The organism is Methanomicrobia archaeon (assembly GCA_011049045.1).
Lineage (GTDB): Archaea > Halobacteriota > Syntropharchaeia > Alkanophagales > Methanospirareceae > JACGMN01.
Map to the genome: position 1 here is coordinate 58,744 of DSCO01000047.1, position 18,299 is coordinate 77,042.

Here is an 18,299-nt window from a genome sequence, read left to right on the forward strand (position 1 = left end):
GATAATAATGGTCCTGATCCTCTTGCAGTGAGTTGGCGTGGTACGTGGAGGTTGTCCCGGGCACTGGCATGTTTTCCCGCCCGGCAGGGGCGAATGCGGGACCGAGATGAGAAGCGTCTGAAGGATTAGATCTTTGATCTCGGTTCCCTTCGAACAGGAGCAGCGGTAAAATTACCTACGGACCTGGCGAGTGTCCTGCTCAATCAGCGCAGAAGAAGTGCTCAATGAGCTCAGGCTCGATGAGCAGATTCATGATCCGGATGGGCTCGGCTTTCTCGGCGATGTGCTTCCAGTTCTCCCGTTTCTTGAAAGCGGCAAGCTTTCGCACTTCCGCGACCTGCTCAGCGGTGGACTGTTTTGTCTCAATGAGCCCCGACGCTTTCACTCGCATCAGTACGTCCATACCAGCATCGCTGCGGGCGATCACCGTCGACCAGCCGTCTTCAGAGCCGATCGAGCCCACCGAGAGGTCAGCGAACTCAGCGGCGAAGTCGTAGCAGTAGTTACAGGCCTCGCGGGCGAACGCGCGCATCTTCTTGATCGGCATCGTGAGCTCCTTACCATCTTTCGTAGTGACGATGAACCGTCCTCTGCGTATATTGAACTTTGTCACCGCGTCAAAGCTCGTGCCAAGCTCCTCCAGCGTCTGAGCGAGTAGTGCACGGTCAAAGGATTCCGTACAGAAGAGACCGATGAGGAATTTCACGCGCTCTGCCCCGACCTTGAACGCGTCTGAGAGTTGCGCTTTGCGCATACCTTCGATATGACAGGGCAATCCGACAAGCGCAACCTTCTGGTAACCGGCCTCAAAGGCGTCTGCCACGCCCAATACGGATGGACATTGCGTATACTTCGAGCCCGCAGCAGCCAGCACATCCTCCTTGGTGGTCGCCACGAAGGGTTGGGGCTGCCATTCAGCTTCTTCTGTGGTTCGGGCCACGACGGCCGCGTCGATCTCGCCTTCCTGGAGCAGATACAGGAGCACTGCAGAGATGACCCCGCCATCCTGGGCGCGCTCCCGCAGCGCGGCATCGACCGCTCGCGCGCTGAGGATCTCGCCCTGGTAATAGCCCAGCAGGTTATCTGTTCTGACCTCGCCAAATATCGCGCGGTCCATCTGAAACGGCGCAAAGGAAGTACGGGGGCAGAACTCATAGCACGCGCCGCAGATCTCATAACACTTCTGCTTCGTCTTCGGCAGCTCGTTCTCGAACGCGATGTATTCTTTACAGAACGCTCCGCACGTCCCGCAGTAGCAACAGAGCCCGTTATAGATCACTTCAGCCTCTAAATCCGTTAAATTACCGCTTATCTTTGCCATTGCCCTCTCTTCACCTCCGCACACTCCGCACGAGCCGCTGCAGCATCTCCTTATACTGCTGCTCCTGACGCGGCGTGACGTTCGCAAAGCTCATCCGCGCGTTCGGATGGTAATACCGATCGATCGAGACCGCACGAATCAACGGATCGGTCGCGAAATTCTTGATGCCTGAGAGCATCTGCGATGCGTAATAATACACAATCCCGTAGAAGATCACGAAATCATAATTACCCTGGCCGTCCAATCCCGTCCAGTTCGGGTCCCGCAAGCAGTTCGTGAGCTCGTGCAGGTTGTACTGCGTGACGTTCTCGGTATAGCCCTTTTCAATAAAGCCCTTGATACTATGGCCCGTTGCCGCGATCGGAACGCCCTTCTTCCCCAACGCGATCGCGATCTCGATGAAGAACCCGTCCCGTATGATTTCAGAGCCCACGACCAGAAGCGGCCGTTTCGCACTTGCGATATAGCTCCCCATTACCTCCGGTGCAACGACGACGCCCGATTCTGGACCAGGTATATTCGCCACGTTAAAGGGTATCTCAGTTACCATCGTTCTCCCTTCCTCTCCCTAGCTCTATTCCTCCTTCTTCTTCCGCACCAAGCGTTTCAGGTTCGTCGGATTGAATGAAGGGTCGTAGCCGCGAATGGGGCCCTCAAGGATCTTCTTCAGCTTCCAGTCGATCTTCCAGCCCTGCTCGTCCTCCAGCTTCTTTAAGAGCTCGTTCCGCCTGGCGATCGGTACATCGCTCGCGGCTCGAACGTAGAGGTGCCAATCCTTGGGATAGGCGTGGAGGTACTTCAAGCTGAGATCGATATAGTGCGTGAGCTTGATTGACCGACCACGATCGGTATCCGAAGGCCTGAAACAGAGTTTCGCGATCATCGGCAACGCCTCCTCCACCGTCTCGCAGGCCACCAGCAGGTGCTCTGGCCCGGGCTCAACGGCAATCTCTGAGCCGTCGCTGGCATTAATGATCTTCCAATCGTCCGTCAGGTCAGCGCGACCGAGGAACGCGCGCCGGTATTTCGTGCTGTGTGGTCCCACGACTGCAGGAATACCGAGACGGTTGAAACCGGTGGCAATCGATGCCGCTTTCTGGGACATCGCGCCCCATGCAACGCCGCAGGCGCCCACGCGGCTCAGGATGTAATCGGCTATCTCCTCATAGTTCCCCCGTAGGTGCCGACCGGCAAAGATGCTCGCGATCTTGATCGCGGCATCGTGAATGTGTGCATTGGAGACACAGGAGCCGATGTTGAGCACACCACCACCGTCGAACCGGCCGTGATGCTGCTCATAGACCGTTTTACCTTCCTCATCCTTCCACAACGCGGCATCGATCGCCATACAGCCTGTGAGCGTGATAATATAGTTCCGTTCCGCGAACTCCTTGACGATGAGCCATGCATCTTTGGTCCCCTGTGGGTAATTGCCGCAACCGATGGGCGCGATCACACCGGGTATGGTGCCCAGGACAATCGGTGCGCCGACATCGCGAATCTCACTGTCCCAGATAGGGCCGCGTCCTATGCGCATCCGTCCACGCTCCTCCACGATCTGAGGATACGCCGATTTCGTGATGACATCAATGATCGGCATATGCTTCTTACAGACTTGCTCGCACCGGCCGCAGCCAACGCAGATGTCAAACAGCTCTGCCAGTGGCTTGCGGTCTCCGGCCGCAGCACAGGCCATTGCCTCGCCGATTTGCATGCCGGTTGGACATGCAAGCGTGCAGTTTCCACATTGAATGCACTCAGTCACATAACCCATGAATTCTTCATCGCTGAGGATCAGCCGGAACTTCCTGCGTTTCTTATCCATCTGGATCGCAGTCTTCACCGCGACCTCCCCAACCTGCTCGGGATCGAGTATGATCACACCGGGCACGCGTTCGTTCACAAGGTCCGCAACGATGCTATCCGGGTCGTCATCCGTGCGATCCACCAGCCCGTGCAGTGCCTTGTCATTCGTGGCGATCACCGGTGTGTGCACATGCTGACAGAGCTCAACGATGTCCGCACGAATGCACTGCTCATCGATAACCGTAAGATCAGCAATCCCTGCGCGGATCACACGCAACTGCCGGCCAAGCGCCGCCGCGACCTTCGCTTTCTTGTACACCCGTGTGGTGTCAAGCGAGGTACAGCAGATGCCCGCGAGTTCAACGCGGTCTTCGAGATCGTTCTCCGTCAAGTAGTCGCCGATATCTGCTGCCGGAGGCACGTTATGCCCGATAACGAGAATGACAGGTTTATTTGTGTCTATCGTGCCGATGCCGACGTCAACGAGCGGCACGTCCGGACCACCGCCCTCTTTGCTCGTGGGCATGCCGTAACAGGCGATCTGAATGATATCAGCCGCTTCTTTGCTCAGTGAGTCGAGCATCCCCATGTGAAGCGCTTTTGATTCAAAATCGAGATACGAGCCCTCCTGACCCGTGTGAATGGCGTCCGCCAGCTGGACGATCTGCTCTTCAATGTAATCATATACCTGCTCGAAGTCGCCGATCGTCCTCGGCTTGATGCCGCAGATCAGGCGTGTAAGTGGAGCTTCGATATCCACCTTCGGGCCAAAATCGATTGGCACATCGCGTCCGAACAGCTTGATCATGTCATGCAGGAGATGTCGCCCGTGGCCAGTATGCGCGCTGCACCCAACCAGACACGCGAGCAGCACGATTCGGCCATGCTGCGCGTCCATGCGCAGACCGCACGCGCCTTTCTTATTGCCCGTGAGGTCGCATTTCCCGTAGGTGCAGAGGCAGCACATATCGCACAAAGGCGCATAAAACGGTTTATACCGCTGTAAGAGCTTGAAATCCCAATTACGTAGCGTTGCAATTCCCGGCATCGGATGGGGGCCCATAGGTTCCCAGTCCTGCTCAACGCCCTCTTCCTCGATCTTGCCAATGCTTATCCGCACATTTTCCAGGCCCGCGATCTTGAAGAGGTCTCTCTTATCTATCGTTGCCATTTCCCCTTTTCCTTCTGTTCTGTGATTTCCCTCTGTATTTAGGATAGTTAAATGTTTCTAGCTCTGCACCTCACTTAGGACGATCACGCGGTACCATGAGGATTGGCCATGCCTGATTCGTTCAACCGCTTTGAATAGGCTTATCTCGAGCAGCTTTCGGTCCTAACCGTCCGGCGCTGCGTGGAGCGAGTCCGGGGCGACGCATGGTAATCACCATTTCTTTATAAGTGGTGGCATTAAAGTAAGTAAGGCGAAGCGGGAAGGCGAATGAAAGCGAGAAGATGAGGAGAAGAGAGAAGACAGATCCACGGATTTCGCGGCTGATCGATGAGCTGAAGCGAAATTCGCGAGAGCAGAACGTGCCGCTGTGGCGAGATCTCGCGACGCGGTTGGAGAAGCCGCGACGGCAGTACGCGGAGGTCAATTTGAGCAGGATCAACCGCTATTCGGCTGAGCATGATACGGTCGTAGTGCCCGGTAAGGTGCTGAGCGCGGGGCAGCTGGAGAAGCAGGTAACAATCGCTGCGCTGGGCTTCAGCAAGAAGGCCGCTGAGAAGATCGGCGTGCGTGGTAAATGCCTGAGCATTGAAGAATTGATGGCGGTTAACCCGAAAGGTTCCGGTGTAAAGATACTGGTATAATAACTTTTTGAGTACGAAAGAAGTGAGAAAGAGCAATGGGCAGAGAAGTGATAGATGGTGAAGGGCTTATCCTGGGGCGGATGGCCAGCGGCGTGGCAAAACGGCTGCTGAACGAGCCGGAGACGGAGATCGTGATCGTAAACGCCGAAAGCGTGGTCATCAGCGGCACGAAGAAGTATCTCTTCCATGAATATAAGGCAAGGCGTGACCGCGGCTCGAAGGAGCAGGGCCCGTTCTACCCCAGAATGCCCGATCGGATCGTGAAACGGACGATCCGGGGCATGCTGCCGTACAAGCAAGGTAAGGGGCGAGCTGCATTCTCACGATTGAAGGTTTATCTCGGTGTGCCTGAAGCGTTTGAAGCTGAGGAGCGACAGACGATGGAGAGCGCCTCGGCTGCACGATTATCCCGTAAGTATTTAACGTTGGGGGAGGTGAGTGAGAAGTTAGGATGGGTACCAAGGCAAAGCTAAAGAAGATCGTAAATGAGGTCGGGAAGCGGAAGACCGCTGTTGCACGAGCAACCATTAAGGAGGGCAGCGGTGTCGTCCGTGTGAACAAGAAACCGTTGGATGTCATCGAGCCGGAAGTGGTCCGAGCGAAGCTGGCAGAGCCGATGTTCATCGCCGCTCAGTTCCCTGAGATCGACACGACCAGCATCGATGTGGACGTGACGGTTACGGGCGGCGGCTTCATGGGCCAGGCTGAGGCGGCGCGCACCGCTATCGCGCGCAGCCTGGTGGAGTGGACGGCGAACGAGCAACTGCGCGAGGCCTATCTGAGCTATGATCGTCATCTGCTGGTGAGCGATATGCGGAAGAAAGAGATGAAGAAGTTCGGTGCAAAGGGGCCACGAGCGAAGCGGCAGAAGTCCTACCGGTGAGATGAGGTGACGTTTTATTTATGATCCCGGTCAGGTGTTTCACGTGCGGTAAGGTCATCTCAGACGTCTGGGACGAATATAAGGAGCGCATCAAGCGCGAGACGCCCGGGCAGGTGCTGGACGATCTGGGGATCAGCCGCTATTGCTGCAGACGGATGCTACTCACACACGCAGAGTTGATAGATGAGATAGCGCCGTATGGATGAGGCGCGTGTGGTTCTTTGTAAGGTAACAGGGGGTCGTAGGGTAGCTTGGTCTATCCTTCGGCGTTCGGGACGCCGAGACCTGAGTTCAAATCTCAGCGACCCCATACACTCATAGTATCAATAACAAGAGCGAGGTCGATGATCGTGACGGGCAAAGAGAAGCAGGAACAAAGAATAAAAAAGGAACACTATACGAAATACGAGAAAGCACGCATTATCGGCGCACGAGCATTGCAGATCGCTATGGGTGCGCCCGTACTCATCGAGACCGACGATCTCGATCCCATAGAGATCGCAATTCAGGAATTCGAGCGTGATGTCGTGCCTATCACCGTGAAACGGACTGCGGACTGACCTGACAAAATCCTTCCTGATCTTTTCTTCCTTTAGTCAGTATCTTATCCAGATCCACCACACTCACGCGGCGCTCTGTCGCGTGAGCGATAAAGGAGAATGGCGCTGATGCAGACAACCAACGAGTTTCACAAGCGAGGATAGCCCGTGCTCACCAACCACGTACCTGCAAGAGCTCGCTCTCGGCCAGGGCGTTCACTTCAATGCCCTTCATCGGGTCACCCAGCCCTTTTGAGAGCTCCGCGAGCTTCTTCGCGTCGTCGTAGTTGTTGACCGCTTCCACGATCGCCGCGGCCATTCGTGCTGGGTTCTGGGACTTGAAGATGCCAGAACCGACGAAGACACCGTCCGCACCGAGCTGCATCATGAACGCGGCGTCCGCGGGTGTGGCCACACCGCCTGCCGCGAAGTTCACGACCGGTAACCGCTGTAGTTTTGCCGTCTCCTGCACCAGCTCCACGGTGACTTTGAGCTCTTTCGCGACGTCGCGCAGCTCCTCCTCGTTCTTGCCCCTGAGGGCACGTATCTCACCCATGATGAGCTTCATATGCCGAACCGCTTCCTTCACATCGCCCGTACCCGCTTCACCTTTCGTTCGAATCATAGCTGCACCTTCCTGGATGCGCCGTAAAGCCTCGCCCAGATCACGGGCTCCGCAGACGAAGGGCACGGTGAAGTCGCGCTTGTCCACGTGATGCGTGTCCACCGGGGTAAGCACCTCTGACTCATCGATCATATCAACGCCGAGTGCTTCGAGCACCTGCGCCTCTACAAAGTGCCCGATACGACACTTTGCCATTACCGGAATCGTCACCGCATCAATGATCTCCGTGATCGCCGCGGGATCTGCCATACGTGCCACGCCACCCGCCTTCCGGATGTCAGCGGGCACAGCATGCAAGGCCATCACGGCAATCGCACCGGCGTCCTCTGCTATCCGCGCTTGCTCCCCACTCGTCACGTCCATGATTACACCACCCTTCTGCATGGCCGCGAATCCACGCTTCAGCAGCTCTGTGCCATGTCTCAGATCCTCAATCACTATCCCTCGGTGCATCTTCATTAACACTTCCGCTCCTGTCCCATTCCGCACGTTACGCGTTGATCTCTCTTTACGATCTCTATAGTAGTACAGTAAACGCTTTTCCGTTTAAAAAGATTCAAAATGCAGCTCGCATTTGAACTCTCGGGTGAGCACGAGACACTACCCCGAGCGGAGCTGCTCGCATCCCTGGACGCGTTGAATATCCGCTACACGATAAAATTCGTCGCGGGCAGAATCTTTGTGATCGACGCGCAACTCGCACCTGAAAGTGCAAGACTCTTTGAATTAGCACGCCGCTTGGGTATGACGCACCAGGTGTACGAGGTGCTCGACCAGTGTGGACTGCATGATCGTGAACTCCTGATTCGGGTTGAGAGCATGGATTTAGAGTCGGTGATGGGCAGGGGACGCACCTTCGCCGTATGTGTCCATTTCATGGAGCTGAATCGGCTCTACCCCCGTCGACAAGCGTTACTCAAAGCAGTCGGCGAGTGCATCACGCGAAAAGGTTATACCGTGGATCTCAACCGGCCTGCGAAGACCTTCGTGCTCCTCTTCACTGCGGATACCTGCTCCTTGTGCACGCGAGTGTGGCGGATCGATAAGCGGCAATTTGGCGATAAGCGACCACATGCACGACCCTTCTTCTTACCCGGCGTCATCATGCCGAAGGTCGCCCGTGCGCTCGTCAATCTCAGTGGTATTCGAGCGAATGAGCGCTTGCTCGATCCGTTCTGCGGCACCGGTGGAATCGTCCTGGAGGGTGCAATGGTGGGTGCGCGCGTCATGGCCGCGGACATCCAGCGGAAGATGGTCTACGGTGCGCAGAAGAATATGGCATTCTTCAGTGTGCCGTGCGAACTCCTCATGAGCGACTCGAAATGGCTGCCCCTGCGGTCCGGGAGCATGGACGCGGTCGTTACTGACCTGCCGTACGGGCGGGCGTCCGTTGTAGCGGGCGCGGGTATCCCGGAGGACGAAGACGCGCGCGCTGATTACCTCGCACGGTTGTATGCGGCTGCGATGGTCGAGATCCACCGCGTGCTGAAGCCCGGTAAGAGAGCGGTCATGGTCTCGAATATACCCTCGTTACCTGCCCTTACGCGTGGTATGGGGTTCCTGCTTTGTGACGAGCACGCCTATCGCGTGCACAAAAGCCTGACCCGGTACATCACGGTGCTGGAGAAGGCGTAAACGGATCTTTTATGTTTCGCGGTGCATATGATTACTGAACCGGAAGGAAAAAAACGAACGGGTGGGGTGATAACATGAGAGTTCGGTTGCCGAATGGCACGGAAGTAGAAGCGATGAATGTGGACTTCGAGACGGTGAAGGAGGATTGGAACGAATACAAGCTGAAGGACGGAACGATCTTGAAGTTCAAGACGGTGGTCAGTAATGTCATTCGTACTGAGAATTACGACCCAATGACCGGAGATCCCGTGTATCACGTGCGATCCACCAACATCCTGCGCGTCAATGTGCCGAACGAACTGAAGCGTTTGTCTGCCTCGCGGCGCTCCGGTGAGACAGATGAAGGTGTGGAGGTCGGCTAACCGACAGCTAACCGCCACTATTGTTCTTCCCCGCTTACCACGACCTCTTTTCCTCGCCTGCTCGGCACGATCTCCAGCTCGGCATGCTCAAATCGTGCCGTTAGCTCCTGACCGCGCTGCAAATGGTCGAGGAATATCGCGAGTGCAGCGATCTCCGAGTGGGGTTGATTACCGATCGCGACGTTCCAGTCGGCGGTTTCATAGACCTCGAACGGGACCTTTTCCGCGCCCACAACAACCAGTATCGGCGTGCGCTCAGCTTCAGCAGCTTCGCGTATCTCCGCGATCACCTCGTGGAGGTTCGCGCCGTACATGGTGAGATGACAGACCTTACCGCCCGCTTGGTGCCAGTTTCTGAGCGCGTCGCGCCAGCGCACGCCGGTTTTGACGAAGAACTCTCCGCCCCAGCGTTTCGCTACGCGCGTGAGGCTGCGCTCGACGCCTTTATCATCCGCAGCGAGGAGCAACCCCTGTGCACCCAATGCGCGGCTCACCAGACCGACATGCGTGGTCACCCGTTTATCGCGCTCCAGACGATGCCCTAATCGCAGCACAACGATCTCCATTTCTCTTCTCCACAGTGTGAAGAACACTCTGCTCCTAAAAGCTTTACGTACCTCGTTTCAAAGGCAAGGATACATGAAGCTAAGTCACGATACCGAACTAACGTGGACCCAGCTGCAGGAAGAGATTAAGCGCTGCAGAAAGTGCGGTGCGCTCTGTCTCAGAGGCGTCCAGTGCCCCGATGCGCGCGTGCCGGCGATCGAGCCGCGTGCTGTTAAACTGCTCTTCATCTCCGAAGCGCCGCCATTGAATAGCCAGTCCTACTTCTTTAACGAACGCGCGAACGATCGCTTACGCGAGCGGCTATTTGGCATTTTACGGAACGATGTCGGATTGCCGATCGAGACGTTATCTGATCTTGTGGCTGCAGGCTTTTACCTCCTGCCCACGGTGAAATGCCCCTCGGCACGCGAAGCGCACAATACCGCGCCTCGCGGCAGCGTAATACAGTGCTGTGCAGACGCGCACCTCAGCCGCGAGCTCACATACATCAAGCCGGCGGGCATTTGTCTCCTCGGGCGGACAGCGCTACAGGGGTTCCTCGCACTCAGTGAGCAGGGTTACGTGCGCACGCAGGGCACGTCGAAGCTCAGCGGAAACGTCTCCGAAGTGGCCGGAATGCTGCTCGCAACCAAACTGGTGCGGGTGAATCACACCGTCATGGTTATCCCCTCGTATTGGCCCACGAGACGGCACCGGAAGTATCACGAGATTGGCGAGCACATCAAGCGGCTCATGGCGGCGATCGATTTTTAGCGCCGTTTTTTTAGGCGTGAAAACAAACTGACTAGTGGTATCTATGTATGACTGAGCGCCCGTATCTCGTACCGGAGTCCTTTGTCATGATTCAGGACGACATGCTCTTAAGAGGCAAGAAGAAGGTGAAGCTGGTCTATATCTTCGAATCTGAGTTCGTGCAGTCGGAGGATCTGAAGGTGACGATCGAATCGCTCATTGAAGCAGGCCTCTCACGGCTTGAGACGATGCATGCGAATTTACTGATCATCGAGGACCTGCTCAGGCGCGATGGGCGATTCGACGACCTTGCACACGACGTAGCGCGCTACCGGGAGATCGTTTTCAAAGAGTCGCGCTCTGTCCCGTTCACCATGATCGAGGCACGGGCGGTAATGACGACGATGCGGAAATGGCGGACCATGATAGCACGGCGATTAGCGGACTAATCGCGCTTTTGGACACGTCCAGGACCGAAAGGGTTAAATTGCTTCGATCGTCGAAGGCGGCTTGCTGGTAATATTGTACGTGACACTGACGACGCCGGGCACTTCGCTCGTTATCCGATCTGCCAGGCGCTCCAGTGACTCGTAGGGTAATCGCGTTGGTCGACCCGTCTGCGCGTCCGAGCTATCCCAACAGCGTACTTCTACTTGCAGCCCGTAGTCGCGCCTGCCCGCGCGTACCCCGGTCACCCTATCCGCGTGCAGGATCGCCAGATATTGGAACGCACCTGCGGCCTGGAGTTCATCCTCAACGATCTGCGTCGCTTTGCGCACCACCGCGATGCGGTCAGGCGTGACCTCGCCGATGACGCGTGCGGCCAATGCAGGACCGGGGAACGGCGGCCGGTTATAGATCGCTTCTGGCAGTCCGAGCGCCCTACCAACGAGTCGAACCGCGGGTTTACGGAGCTGAATGACCGGCTCAATTACCGTGTAACCGAATGTGGCCTGCGTATCGATCCCCAGTTGCTCAAGGATATTGTGCTGCCGCTTCACGCCCGCAACCGTCTCTTCAACGTCGGTGTAATTGGTGCCCTGGAGCAGATACTTCGCACCGCTCTCCTTGACGAGCGTGCCGAAAACCGCCTTGTAAAAGGTCTGCGTGATCGCTTCGCGTTTCTCCTCAGGGTCAATCAGCCCTGCAAGCGCCTTGAAGAACTGCGCTCTTGCGTCGAACAGCTCGACCCGTATCCCCAGCTCCTTGAAGAGTGAAACGATGTGTTCGGGCTCACCCTGCCGCATAATGCCATTCTCGATGAAGTACGTCTTCAAGCGGTCGCCCAGTGCACGGTGCCCCAGCAGCGTCACGGTAGACGAATCGACCCCGCCGGAGAGCGCATTGATCGCGGTGCCACTGCCGACCACCGATCTGATAGCTTCGACTTGCGCTTCGATGAACTGCTCGGGTTGCAACTCCTCGAGCGTGATCTCCTTAAGTTCCATGAGTTTCAGATGACCTGGCGGCGGTATAAAGCTTCAGTCAATAGTAATACCAGATGCTCCGGTAGTCATCGGGATTCTCGCCGCGCGCCTTTACCTTATCGAGATAGCCCCGAATCGTCACGTCCGTGTACAGATACGGGTTAACGGTTTCAATGTTCTTCTCCCAGGGATGGAAGAGATACATGCGCCGCCCGTCGGGCTGTATCGCGATGAGCTCGTGGTCCTGCCCGGCGCGGAGATGGTTCTTGCCGAGGAACGGCACGTTGAAGACCGGCTCGTCACTGCGGAAGATGCCGGGCAGCAATCGTGCCTCCTCCTTCCGCTCCTGCAAAATACGCGCGACCGGGACAGCATAATCCTCTATCTCGCTCTTGCCTTTCATGTTGAAGAGATAATAGGGGTCAACGCCGATCTGCTTCATCGCGATTCGCAACGCCGCGGTCTCGAATCGACGGCTGTTCGCAAAGGTGAAGACCTGCTGGTTGTAAACGTGCATGCCGATCATCTTGATACGTTTTATCGCTTCCGCGGTTTCACGCGTGACTTCATACGGATGCTCGAAATGCGTAACCATGCAGAGTGTCTGCTTGCCCAGCTCATAATAGCTCTCAAAGATCTCACAGAGCTCCTCGGTGATCCGCTGGGGCACGGTGATCGGGATGCGCGTGGCGATCCTGATGCTGTGCATATGAGATATCTCTGAGAGGCGGCTCACGATATTCTCGACCAACTTATCGTTCATTGCCAGCGGATCGCCACCGGTCAAGAGCACATCCATCATACTCTCGTGCTCCGCGAACCACTCGATCGCCCGGTCAATGCGCTCCATGGGTGCCAGCGCCGCGGGCATCAACGGCGACGTGATCTCCCAGTTTCGCTGGCAGTAGACACAGATCTGCGGGCACGAATCGTACGGTTTGATGATCGCCACCGTGGGGTAACGACGTGTGACGAGTTCTATCGGTGAAGTGTCATGCTCGCGCATGAAGTCGAATGCGAGCTCGCGATCCTCTTTATGCGCGATCATATTCTCCACGTAGCTCAAAGGCGGGAAGACCTGACGACGGACGGCGTAATCGTAATCGCTCGGCTCGGGATCCATGAGGTGTAAATAGTGTGGCGTAACGCCAAAGGGGACATCATTCTCAACAGCGAGCGCTATAGCCCGCTCCTGCACCGGGATGAGCTTGATGATCTTCTTTAAGGTCTTAAATCCATCTAAATTCTTGAATACACGACTGAACTGCCAGTGCCAGTCGTTCCAGTCGTCCTCAGTGGCGTTGAGCACCTCTAAGATCCGTCTCCTGTTCTCTTTACGACGCTCCACGATCTCAGGCTCGAGGCCGCTGGGATACCGTACCAGATAGCTCCGCATCCGCTCGCCCATGTGGTCGAGGTAATCAGAGCGTAGTAATGCAGCTTCACGGCCTCGATACCGGTTGAATTCAGGGAGCTCGACCCCGGCCATCAAGCACGAGGGGTAAACATCAGCTTTTCCCTTGACCGCCTTGAAGAAGTGCACGAACTCGTCAACAAAGTCGTCAGATACGTCCGCGTCACCGGTGACGGCCGCGGTCCAGACGAATTCCAGCGCGGAGGTTTCTGATAGCCGCTCATTGCGTGGCGATATGATGTTCTTGAGGCAGCGAAGCGCGTCTTCCAGGATGATATAATCCCATGGGTCAAGGGTATCAACATCACGCCTATACGTCCACTCCAGTGCGTTAAGATAGCCGATCAGCTTCTCACGTGCGCTCTCGACCGACTCACTCTCCTTCAGAAGCGCATGAAGCTCTGGTGCGGCTGCCCAGCATTCGTCCCATCGAGATGTCACGGTGCCCCGCCTCACTAACAGTTAGATTTCGGGGCATGTTAAGGTTTGGAAGTTTGCGCGTGGTGGGTCATTCACCTGCCGCCTCACACACGCTCAACGCACTTGCCTGCACCGCTGTCTGCGCCATCACGCTTGCGATCATGACGGCTTCAAAGATCTCCTGACGCGAAGCACCCGCCTTCTGCGCTTCACGCAAATGCACCTTCATGCAGGCCTCACCACGTAGCGAAACGGCGCAGGCAAACGCGATCAGCTCAGCCGTCTTCCGGTCCAGCGCCTTGGGCTCTCCGAGCAGAAAGTATGCAGTCAATACAGAGGGGATGAGAATATCCGGCCGCTCGGCCATGCCCCGGAGTATCGAGGGCACAAACCCCAACTGCTCCTCGACAACCGCAAAAATCTCCGCCACCGTCTGATCAGGATCTCTCAACAGCACTTCTATCTTCTCTTCTAACGTCACCATCCGTTTTCACAAACATACTTGCGCGGCATCCCGCAAAAACACACCGGTAAAATCGTCTCGCAGCCCTCAAGGAGCGAAACGGCTGCGCTGACGCTCGTGATCACCGTCTCGTGTGTGGACTACCTGCGTGCTTCCTGTACGCACGGCGGATACGTGAGGCCGATCATACCTACCTGAAGATTCCTGATTTCATCTGATAGAGGCCCATTAATTCCGCGGTGTCCACGATGTGACCTTCCATCGCCGCTTCCACCATTTCCCAATCTGCGCCCTCGCCGCGTGCCAGCTCGGTGTTCAGCGCGTAAAGTTTGAAGACGTATCGGTGCGTCCCTGAGAGGGCGGACACGGTCCGCCGCAGGCTCGCTTGCCGAATTCGTTCACCCCTTGCTTCCCCGGAGCACTGTCTGCCTCACTATAGTTGTCGACGGGGATATTGTAAACGAGCCAGTGAACAAAGGGTCCGAACGGTGCGTCAGTCAATATCCTCGAGGATCAAGACCATGGTCTTCGTGCCCGCCGGGACGTCTGCGATCAGGAGCGGCGGATTGATATTAGCACCAAAGCACGAGTATTTCCGGGGTATCGATCGCTCGTTCTCAAATGCAGGATGCTCAGTTTCATACGCTTATCCTTCTCTTTGGTAGTTACTACAAGGTATTTGAGATACTTAGATAGAGTGGGTGAGCACGCCTTCATAGTGCTTTCTTTTGCAGCTACGCTTTTGTATTTCCCTTTGCGATCCTTTTCCGCGCCTGCGCCGAGCGCAGCCACGCACGTTCGCCGTACAGGTTGAACGCACCGAATAGTGAACGGATTGTGTTATTGTGCCCTTTGAGCACCGATGCTGCCATTCTGCCGCCTAGTATGTGTCGCCAGCCAGAAAAACTGCGGCAGGCCTGCAAATATCGCTAATGGTGGCATCCGAGAAGCGGGCGTAACCGAAAAGCTTTTATAACGACCCCTCTTTGGATTAAAGATAGAGCCGCGGTAAAAGATTTGTAAGAAGATATAAGCGGGGACAGAAGCGATGGAAGAACGCGATAGAAAAGGGAACGAGCATGAGGAAAGACCGGAGCTCGCGGAAATGAAGGAGCTCTGCCAGTCGTTAAAGCGCCTCATGGCCGAATTGGGGGCTAGTACATGGAATGGCGCCGCACCCGAGGTACGCGATGTGCTCGGGAGTTGCTCGGCTAAGGTGGATAAGTTGGTGGACATGCTGATAGACGGAAACGGCGGTGGTAACGGTGGTCGGCGCGCGGGCTTGCGGATATGTATGGGTAATCCGAGCGTGCGTGTGGATGACTATGACGGCCCGGTCTGCCTCCTGAAATCGCTGTGGGCCGAGGGCGAACACTTCACCGTCAATCTGCGATTCGATCTGCAATCGTTCAGTGACGTGCAAGACTTCATCGATTATTTCTCCGCGCTCTCCGCGAAGGTGGACGAGCTGAATCTGCCGTTCGTGCGGGAACGGTATCAAACGAATCTGGAGGTAGAGTTCTCACCGCCGAAGATCATCGAGAATGGTACATAAGAACGGGCAATTGAACACGGTGTGCGTGCTCGCCACCGAGCTCTCACTTTATCCCTTCCCGTTCTTTTGCTTGTAAGTGATCATGCGGTTTTCTTTACGTTCATCGTCTCAGCATGCCCGAACTGGTGAAGCTCTTTCAGATCGAAGATCCGCTGGAATGCCGTATCCGGGAGCGGCTGAATCGATTCGTGGTGCTCATAGCGGCCGGTGAGCGCGAATATCGCGCGCACCTTACGAACACCGGTCGGCTCTCTGAGTTTATGATTACCGGTCAGCGAGCGTTCTGTTTCAAAACCTATCACCCGGGTACGACGGATTTCCGGCTCTTTGCTATCGAAGAGCACGGTCTTGGCGCGCTCATCGATACGTGGCTGCAGATGACCGCGTTTGAAGTCGCTCTGAATAGTGGGCGCATTCCGTGGCTCGCGAACTGCGGCATAGTCAAGCGAAACGCGCAGCTGGGTGCCTCACGCATTGACTACCTCCTTACGTGCGGTGGCACGGCGCTGTATCTCGAGGTGAAGAGCGCGGTCCTGCGTGAAGGCACGTATGCGCTGTATCCCGATTGCCCTTCTGAACGGGGGCGGAAGCACATCCGGGAACTCCTGCGAATAGCTCGAGACGGCGTGCAGGCGAAATTGGTGTTCATGGCTGCACTCCCGAATGTAACCGCGTTCAAGCCGAACCGTGGAGCGGATTTGGAGCTGTTTGAAGCGTTGAAGGTGGCGCGAGACAGTGGCGTTGATCTGAAAGCCCTGGGTTTGTACTATCATCCCGATGACGCGTGGGTGTATCTCTACGATCCCGAACTTCCCGTGAGTCTCGGTACCCAGTCAGGGCAATCGAAAATTCATAAGGCGCCGTTGAAAAAGGTATACTATGAACAAGAAAGTGGTGGCCTTCATACCGCAGTGCACACCACTCGCAGAATTACACGTGGAAGTTGAAGGGTTGCACACAGGAGATCGAGCATTGATACTCGAAGAACTCGCGGGCTTCACGATCATCGCCGAGGACGCGAAGACCCTGCAGGCCTGCAAATCCGCGAAGTTCGATCTGCTTAAAGAGGAACTCGAAGAGCTGCTGAAGAAAGGCTGGAAATGGCGCGATTAACAGCGGCTATTTCGCGGGCATAGAACGCCTGCTGCAGTACGCCCATAAGCTCGGCCTCGTCGTGAGATTTCCAGTCTTTTTATATACCATGAGTATCGTATAAGCTCTTCAGTGAGTGGCCACCGTAACCACGCACTGTTTGAGCACCGGACGGACGGAGGTGATGCCCATGAAGCTGAAGGATATACTGGATGAAGTGATCACAAAGGACGTCTATAAGAAAATGCCGGTCAAGAGCGAATTGATTTTTACATCCGCTGAGATTCCTGATGAGGATGTCGAACGGATGCGAACAGACAAGATATTCAAGGAGCAATATCTGCGGAAATTGAGCAGGCGATTCCGCAAGCTGGGGTATAGAGATCTGAAAATCCTTGATATAGATCCAGAAAAGCAGTATTTAATCATACAATATACCGGCTGGTACGCCGGCTGTCGCAAGTATCCGGAAGTGCACTTGAAGACGCTCCTGATCTTGCATGATGCGATGGGGCGGGATATCCGCGATCCTAAAGTGTATGACGATATCGTGGAGACGGTGCGACAGGATTTGGGTGAACGAGACCGTAAAGCAAGTGAGCAGCGATTGGATCGGTTCGCGCGACTCTTTAAATGGGCGATCGAGGCGAAATATGTGCGCGAATAACGAATAGTATACGGCATTCTTGATGTGCGGAAATAGAGCAGAAGACATCGTTTGGCGGGGGTGGACACGATTGCGAAGTTATCGTGAAGACTTCGCTCTCGTCGCACTGGCTACTTTTTACTAACTAATTACGGTGGTTGCTGAATTTTCGGTCGTTACTTACACAAGCAGGGTATGATCGAGCACGATCTTTATGCCAATGCCGATCAGAATGAGCCCGCCAATGAGCTCTGCCTTGTGCTCAATGAGGTTTCCTGAGCGGTTTCCTACGAACACGCCGAGAAATGATAAGCCGAACGTGACGAGCCCGATGATCAACGCGGGGAGGAGAATAGCCATCTTGAGAAATGAGAGGCTGAGCCCGACGGCAAGTGCATCAATGCTGGTGGCGAACGCGAGGAGCGCGAGCACGGAGAGATTTGTTGGGTCGAGTTTCTTACTCTCCCGACCATGACGCATCGCATCAGCGATCATTTTACCACCAATCATGCACAGGAGCCCAAAGGCGACCCAGTGGTCTATCCCCGTGACGAACTCTCGTGCGGCAAGCCCACCAAACCACCCGATGACGGGCATGAAGGCTTGAAACGCGCCGAAGAAGAGCGCGATCGTAAGGGCATTGCTTACTTTCAGATCTCTTATCGTGATCCCACTCGAGATCGAGACGGCAAAGGCATCCATCGCTAAGCCCACGGCGATCAGGAGGATCGTAATCATTTCACTCGTAACGCTCCTTTAGCGGATTCTGAGTAAGTCTCTGCCTAGTGTGCGTGCCCCATAGGGGTGGCAGGAAACCGCGAGATGTCCGCGATCTCGTTCTGCTTCGTTCTTGCTCAGAGGTACTGCTCCGGGTTTGCCTCAAACGCCTTCTTGCAGCCCGGTGCGCAGAAGTAATAGGTTTTTCCTTTATAGGTGGTCGTGAACTTTGCGGCCTGCTCAGCCACTTCCATCTTACAGACCGGATCGATTGCCATGGCCT

22 protein-coding genes, 1 tRNA gene and 1 pseudogene are annotated in these 18,299 nt (G+C 55.7%); 13 read left to right on the plus strand and 11 right to left on the minus strand.

The genetic code is table 11. The features are described 5' to 3' along the window. Positions 1-199: 199 nt before the first annotated feature. From ENN68_06175 to cdhA, 3 genes are read right to left on the minus strand one after another with little or no spacing between them, the layout of a single operon-like run. Positions 200-1,321, minus strand: a complete 1,122-nt coding sequence (locus ENN68_06175) for a coenzyme F420 hydrogenase (GenBank protein HDS45662.1) — start codon at positions 1,319-1,321, stop codon at positions 200-202. Between the two features lie 10 nt (positions 1,322-1,331). Continuing rightward, positions 1,332-1,871 carry a CO dehydrogenase/acetyl-CoA synthase complex subunit epsilon gene (gene cdhB / locus ENN68_06180; GenBank protein ID HDS45663.1) on the minus strand — a complete coding sequence of 180 codons (540 nt, stop codon included), beginning with the start codon at positions 1,869-1,871 and terminating at the stop codon, positions 1,332-1,334. Positions 1,872-1,895: 24 nt separating this feature from the next. After that, entirely contained in the window at positions 1,896-4,298 is a 2,403-nt protein-coding gene (gene cdhA, locus ENN68_06185) for a CO dehydrogenase/acetyl-CoA synthase complex subunit epsilon (GenBank protein ID HDS45664.1), read from the minus strand. Between the two features lie 281 nt (positions 4,299-4,579). On the opposite strand from cdhA, the gene ENN68_06190 reads away from it, so the two are divergent. The 6 genes from ENN68_06190 to ENN68_06215 all read left to right on the plus strand — a co-directional run bounded on the left by ENN68_06190 (position 4,580) and on the right by ENN68_06215 (position 6,382). Then, complete coding sequence (locus ENN68_06190) at positions 4,580-4,939, plus strand: 50S ribosomal protein L18e (GenBank protein ID HDS45665.1); 360 nt, start codon at positions 4,580-4,582, stop codon at positions 4,937-4,939. A 35-nt stretch (positions 4,940-4,974) separates the two neighbouring features. Next, complete coding sequence (locus tag ENN68_06195; protein HDS45666.1) at positions 4,975-5,412, plus strand: 50S ribosomal protein L13; 438 nt, start codon at positions 4,975-4,977, stop codon at positions 5,410-5,412. Continuing rightward, positions 5,391-5,822, plus strand: a complete 432-nt coding sequence (locus tag ENN68_06200; GenBank protein ID HDS45667.1) for a 30S ribosomal protein S9 — start codon at positions 5,391-5,393, stop codon at positions 5,820-5,822. Before ENN68_06195 ends, ENN68_06200 begins: the two co-directional genes overlap by 22 nt. A gap of 20 nt (positions 5,823-5,842) precedes the next feature. Next, entirely contained in the window at positions 5,843-6,028 is a 186-nt protein-coding gene (locus ENN68_06205) for a DNA-directed RNA polymerase subunit N (protein HDS45668.1), read from the plus strand. A gap of 29 nt (positions 6,029-6,057) precedes the next feature. Beyond that, a tRNA-Pro gene (locus ENN68_06210) sits at positions 6,058-6,132 on the plus strand. A 34-nt stretch (positions 6,133-6,166) separates the two neighbouring features. Then, a complete protein-coding gene (locus tag ENN68_06215) occupies positions 6,167-6,382 on the plus strand; it encodes a DNA-directed RNA polymerase subunit K (GenBank protein ID HDS45669.1) in 216 nt (71 codons plus the stop codon). Between the two features lie 151 nt (positions 6,383-6,533). Here ENN68_06215 and pdxS read toward each other — a convergent pair whose 3' ends face one another. Continuing rightward, entirely contained in the window at positions 6,534-7,427 is an 894-nt protein-coding gene (gene pdxS / locus ENN68_06220; protein HDS45670.1) for a pyridoxal 5'-phosphate synthase lyase subunit PdxS, read from the minus strand. 120 nt (positions 7,428-7,547) lie between these two features. On the opposite strand from pdxS, the gene ENN68_06225 reads away from it, so the two are divergent. Then, complete coding sequence (locus tag ENN68_06225; protein HDS45671.1) at positions 7,548-8,621, plus strand: methyltransferase domain-containing protein; 1,074 nt, start codon at positions 7,548-7,550, stop codon at positions 8,619-8,621. Between the two features lie 74 nt (positions 8,622-8,695). Then, positions 8,696-8,983, plus strand: coding sequence for a hypothetical protein (locus tag ENN68_06230; protein HDS45672.1), 288 nt, complete (start codon positions 8,696-8,698; stop codon positions 8,981-8,983). Positions 8,984-9,000: 17 nt separating this feature from the next. Here the strand turns inward: ENN68_06230 and ENN68_06235 are convergent, their stop codons facing one another. Further along, positions 9,001-9,549 (minus strand): tRNA (cytidine(56)-2'-O)-methyltransferase, encoded by a 549-nt coding sequence (locus ENN68_06235; GenBank protein HDS45673.1) that lies wholly within the window; start codon positions 9,547-9,549, stop codon positions 9,001-9,003. 73 nt (positions 9,550-9,622) lie between these two features. Here ENN68_06235 and ENN68_06240 point away from each other — a divergent pair, with 73 nt between their 5' ends. Continuing rightward, the gene (locus ENN68_06240; protein HDS45674.1) at positions 9,623-10,303 is read left to right on the plus strand and encodes a hypothetical protein; all 681 of its coding nucleotides are present in this window, start codon (positions 9,623-9,625) and stop codon (positions 10,301-10,303) included. 47 nt (positions 10,304-10,350) lie between these two features. Then, a complete protein-coding gene (locus tag ENN68_06245) occupies positions 10,351-10,731 on the plus strand; it encodes a hypothetical protein (GenBank protein ID HDS45675.1) in 381 nt (126 codons plus the stop codon). 33 nt (positions 10,732-10,764) lie between these two features. Here the strand turns inward: ENN68_06245 and ENN68_06250 are convergent, their stop codons facing one another. The 4 genes and pseudogenes from ENN68_06250 to ENN68_06265 all read right to left on the minus strand — a co-directional run bounded on the left by ENN68_06250 (position 10,765) and on the right by ENN68_06265 (position 14,610). Next, complete coding sequence (locus ENN68_06250; protein ID HDS45676.1) at positions 10,765-11,730, minus strand: ExsB family transcriptional regulator; 966 nt, start codon at positions 11,728-11,730, stop codon at positions 10,765-10,767. Between the two features lie 37 nt (positions 11,731-11,767). Further along, the gene (locus ENN68_06255) at positions 11,768-13,564 is read right to left on the minus strand and encodes a KamA family radical SAM protein (protein ID HDS45677.1); all 1,797 of its coding nucleotides are present in this window, start codon (positions 13,562-13,564) and stop codon (positions 11,768-11,770) included. 67 nt (positions 13,565-13,631) lie between these two features. Then, positions 13,632-14,027, minus strand: coding sequence for a carboxymuconolactone decarboxylase family protein (locus ENN68_06260; GenBank protein HDS45678.1), 396 nt, complete (start codon positions 14,025-14,027; stop codon positions 13,632-13,634). A gap of 169 nt (positions 14,028-14,196) precedes the next feature. Beyond that, positions 14,197-14,610, minus strand: a pseudogene (locus tag ENN68_06265) (YbhB/YbcL family Raf kinase inhibitor-like protein). Positions 14,611-15,054: 444 nt separating this feature from the next. On the opposite strand from ENN68_06265, the gene ENN68_06270 reads away from it, so the two are divergent. From ENN68_06270 to ENN68_06280, 3 genes are all read left to right on the plus strand, one after another. Further along, a complete protein-coding gene (locus ENN68_06270) occupies positions 15,055-15,561 on the plus strand; it encodes a hypothetical protein (GenBank protein HDS45679.1) in 507 nt (168 codons plus the stop codon). Between the two features lie 113 nt (positions 15,562-15,674). After that, a complete protein-coding gene (gene sfsA, locus ENN68_06275) occupies positions 15,675-16,508 on the plus strand; it encodes a DNA/RNA nuclease SfsA (protein HDS45680.1) in 834 nt (277 codons plus the stop codon). Positions 16,509-16,789: 281 nt separating this feature from the next. Continuing rightward, the gene (locus tag ENN68_06280) at positions 16,790-17,320 is read left to right on the plus strand and encodes a hypothetical protein (GenBank protein HDS45681.1); all 531 of its coding nucleotides are present in this window, start codon (positions 16,790-16,792) and stop codon (positions 17,318-17,320) included. Positions 17,321-17,479: 159 nt separating this feature from the next. On the opposite strand, the gene ENN68_06285 is transcribed toward ENN68_06280, so the two are convergent. Then, positions 17,480-18,037: a manganese efflux pump gene (locus tag ENN68_06285; protein ID HDS45682.1), complete on the minus strand. Its 558-nt coding sequence runs from the start codon at positions 18,035-18,037 to the stop codon at positions 17,480-17,482. A gap of 116 nt (positions 18,038-18,153) precedes the next feature. Beyond that, positions 18,154-18,294, minus strand: coding sequence for a YHS domain-containing protein (locus ENN68_06290; protein ID HDS45683.1), 141 nt, complete (start codon positions 18,292-18,294; stop codon positions 18,154-18,156). Positions 18,295-18,299 lie beyond the last annotated feature (5 nt).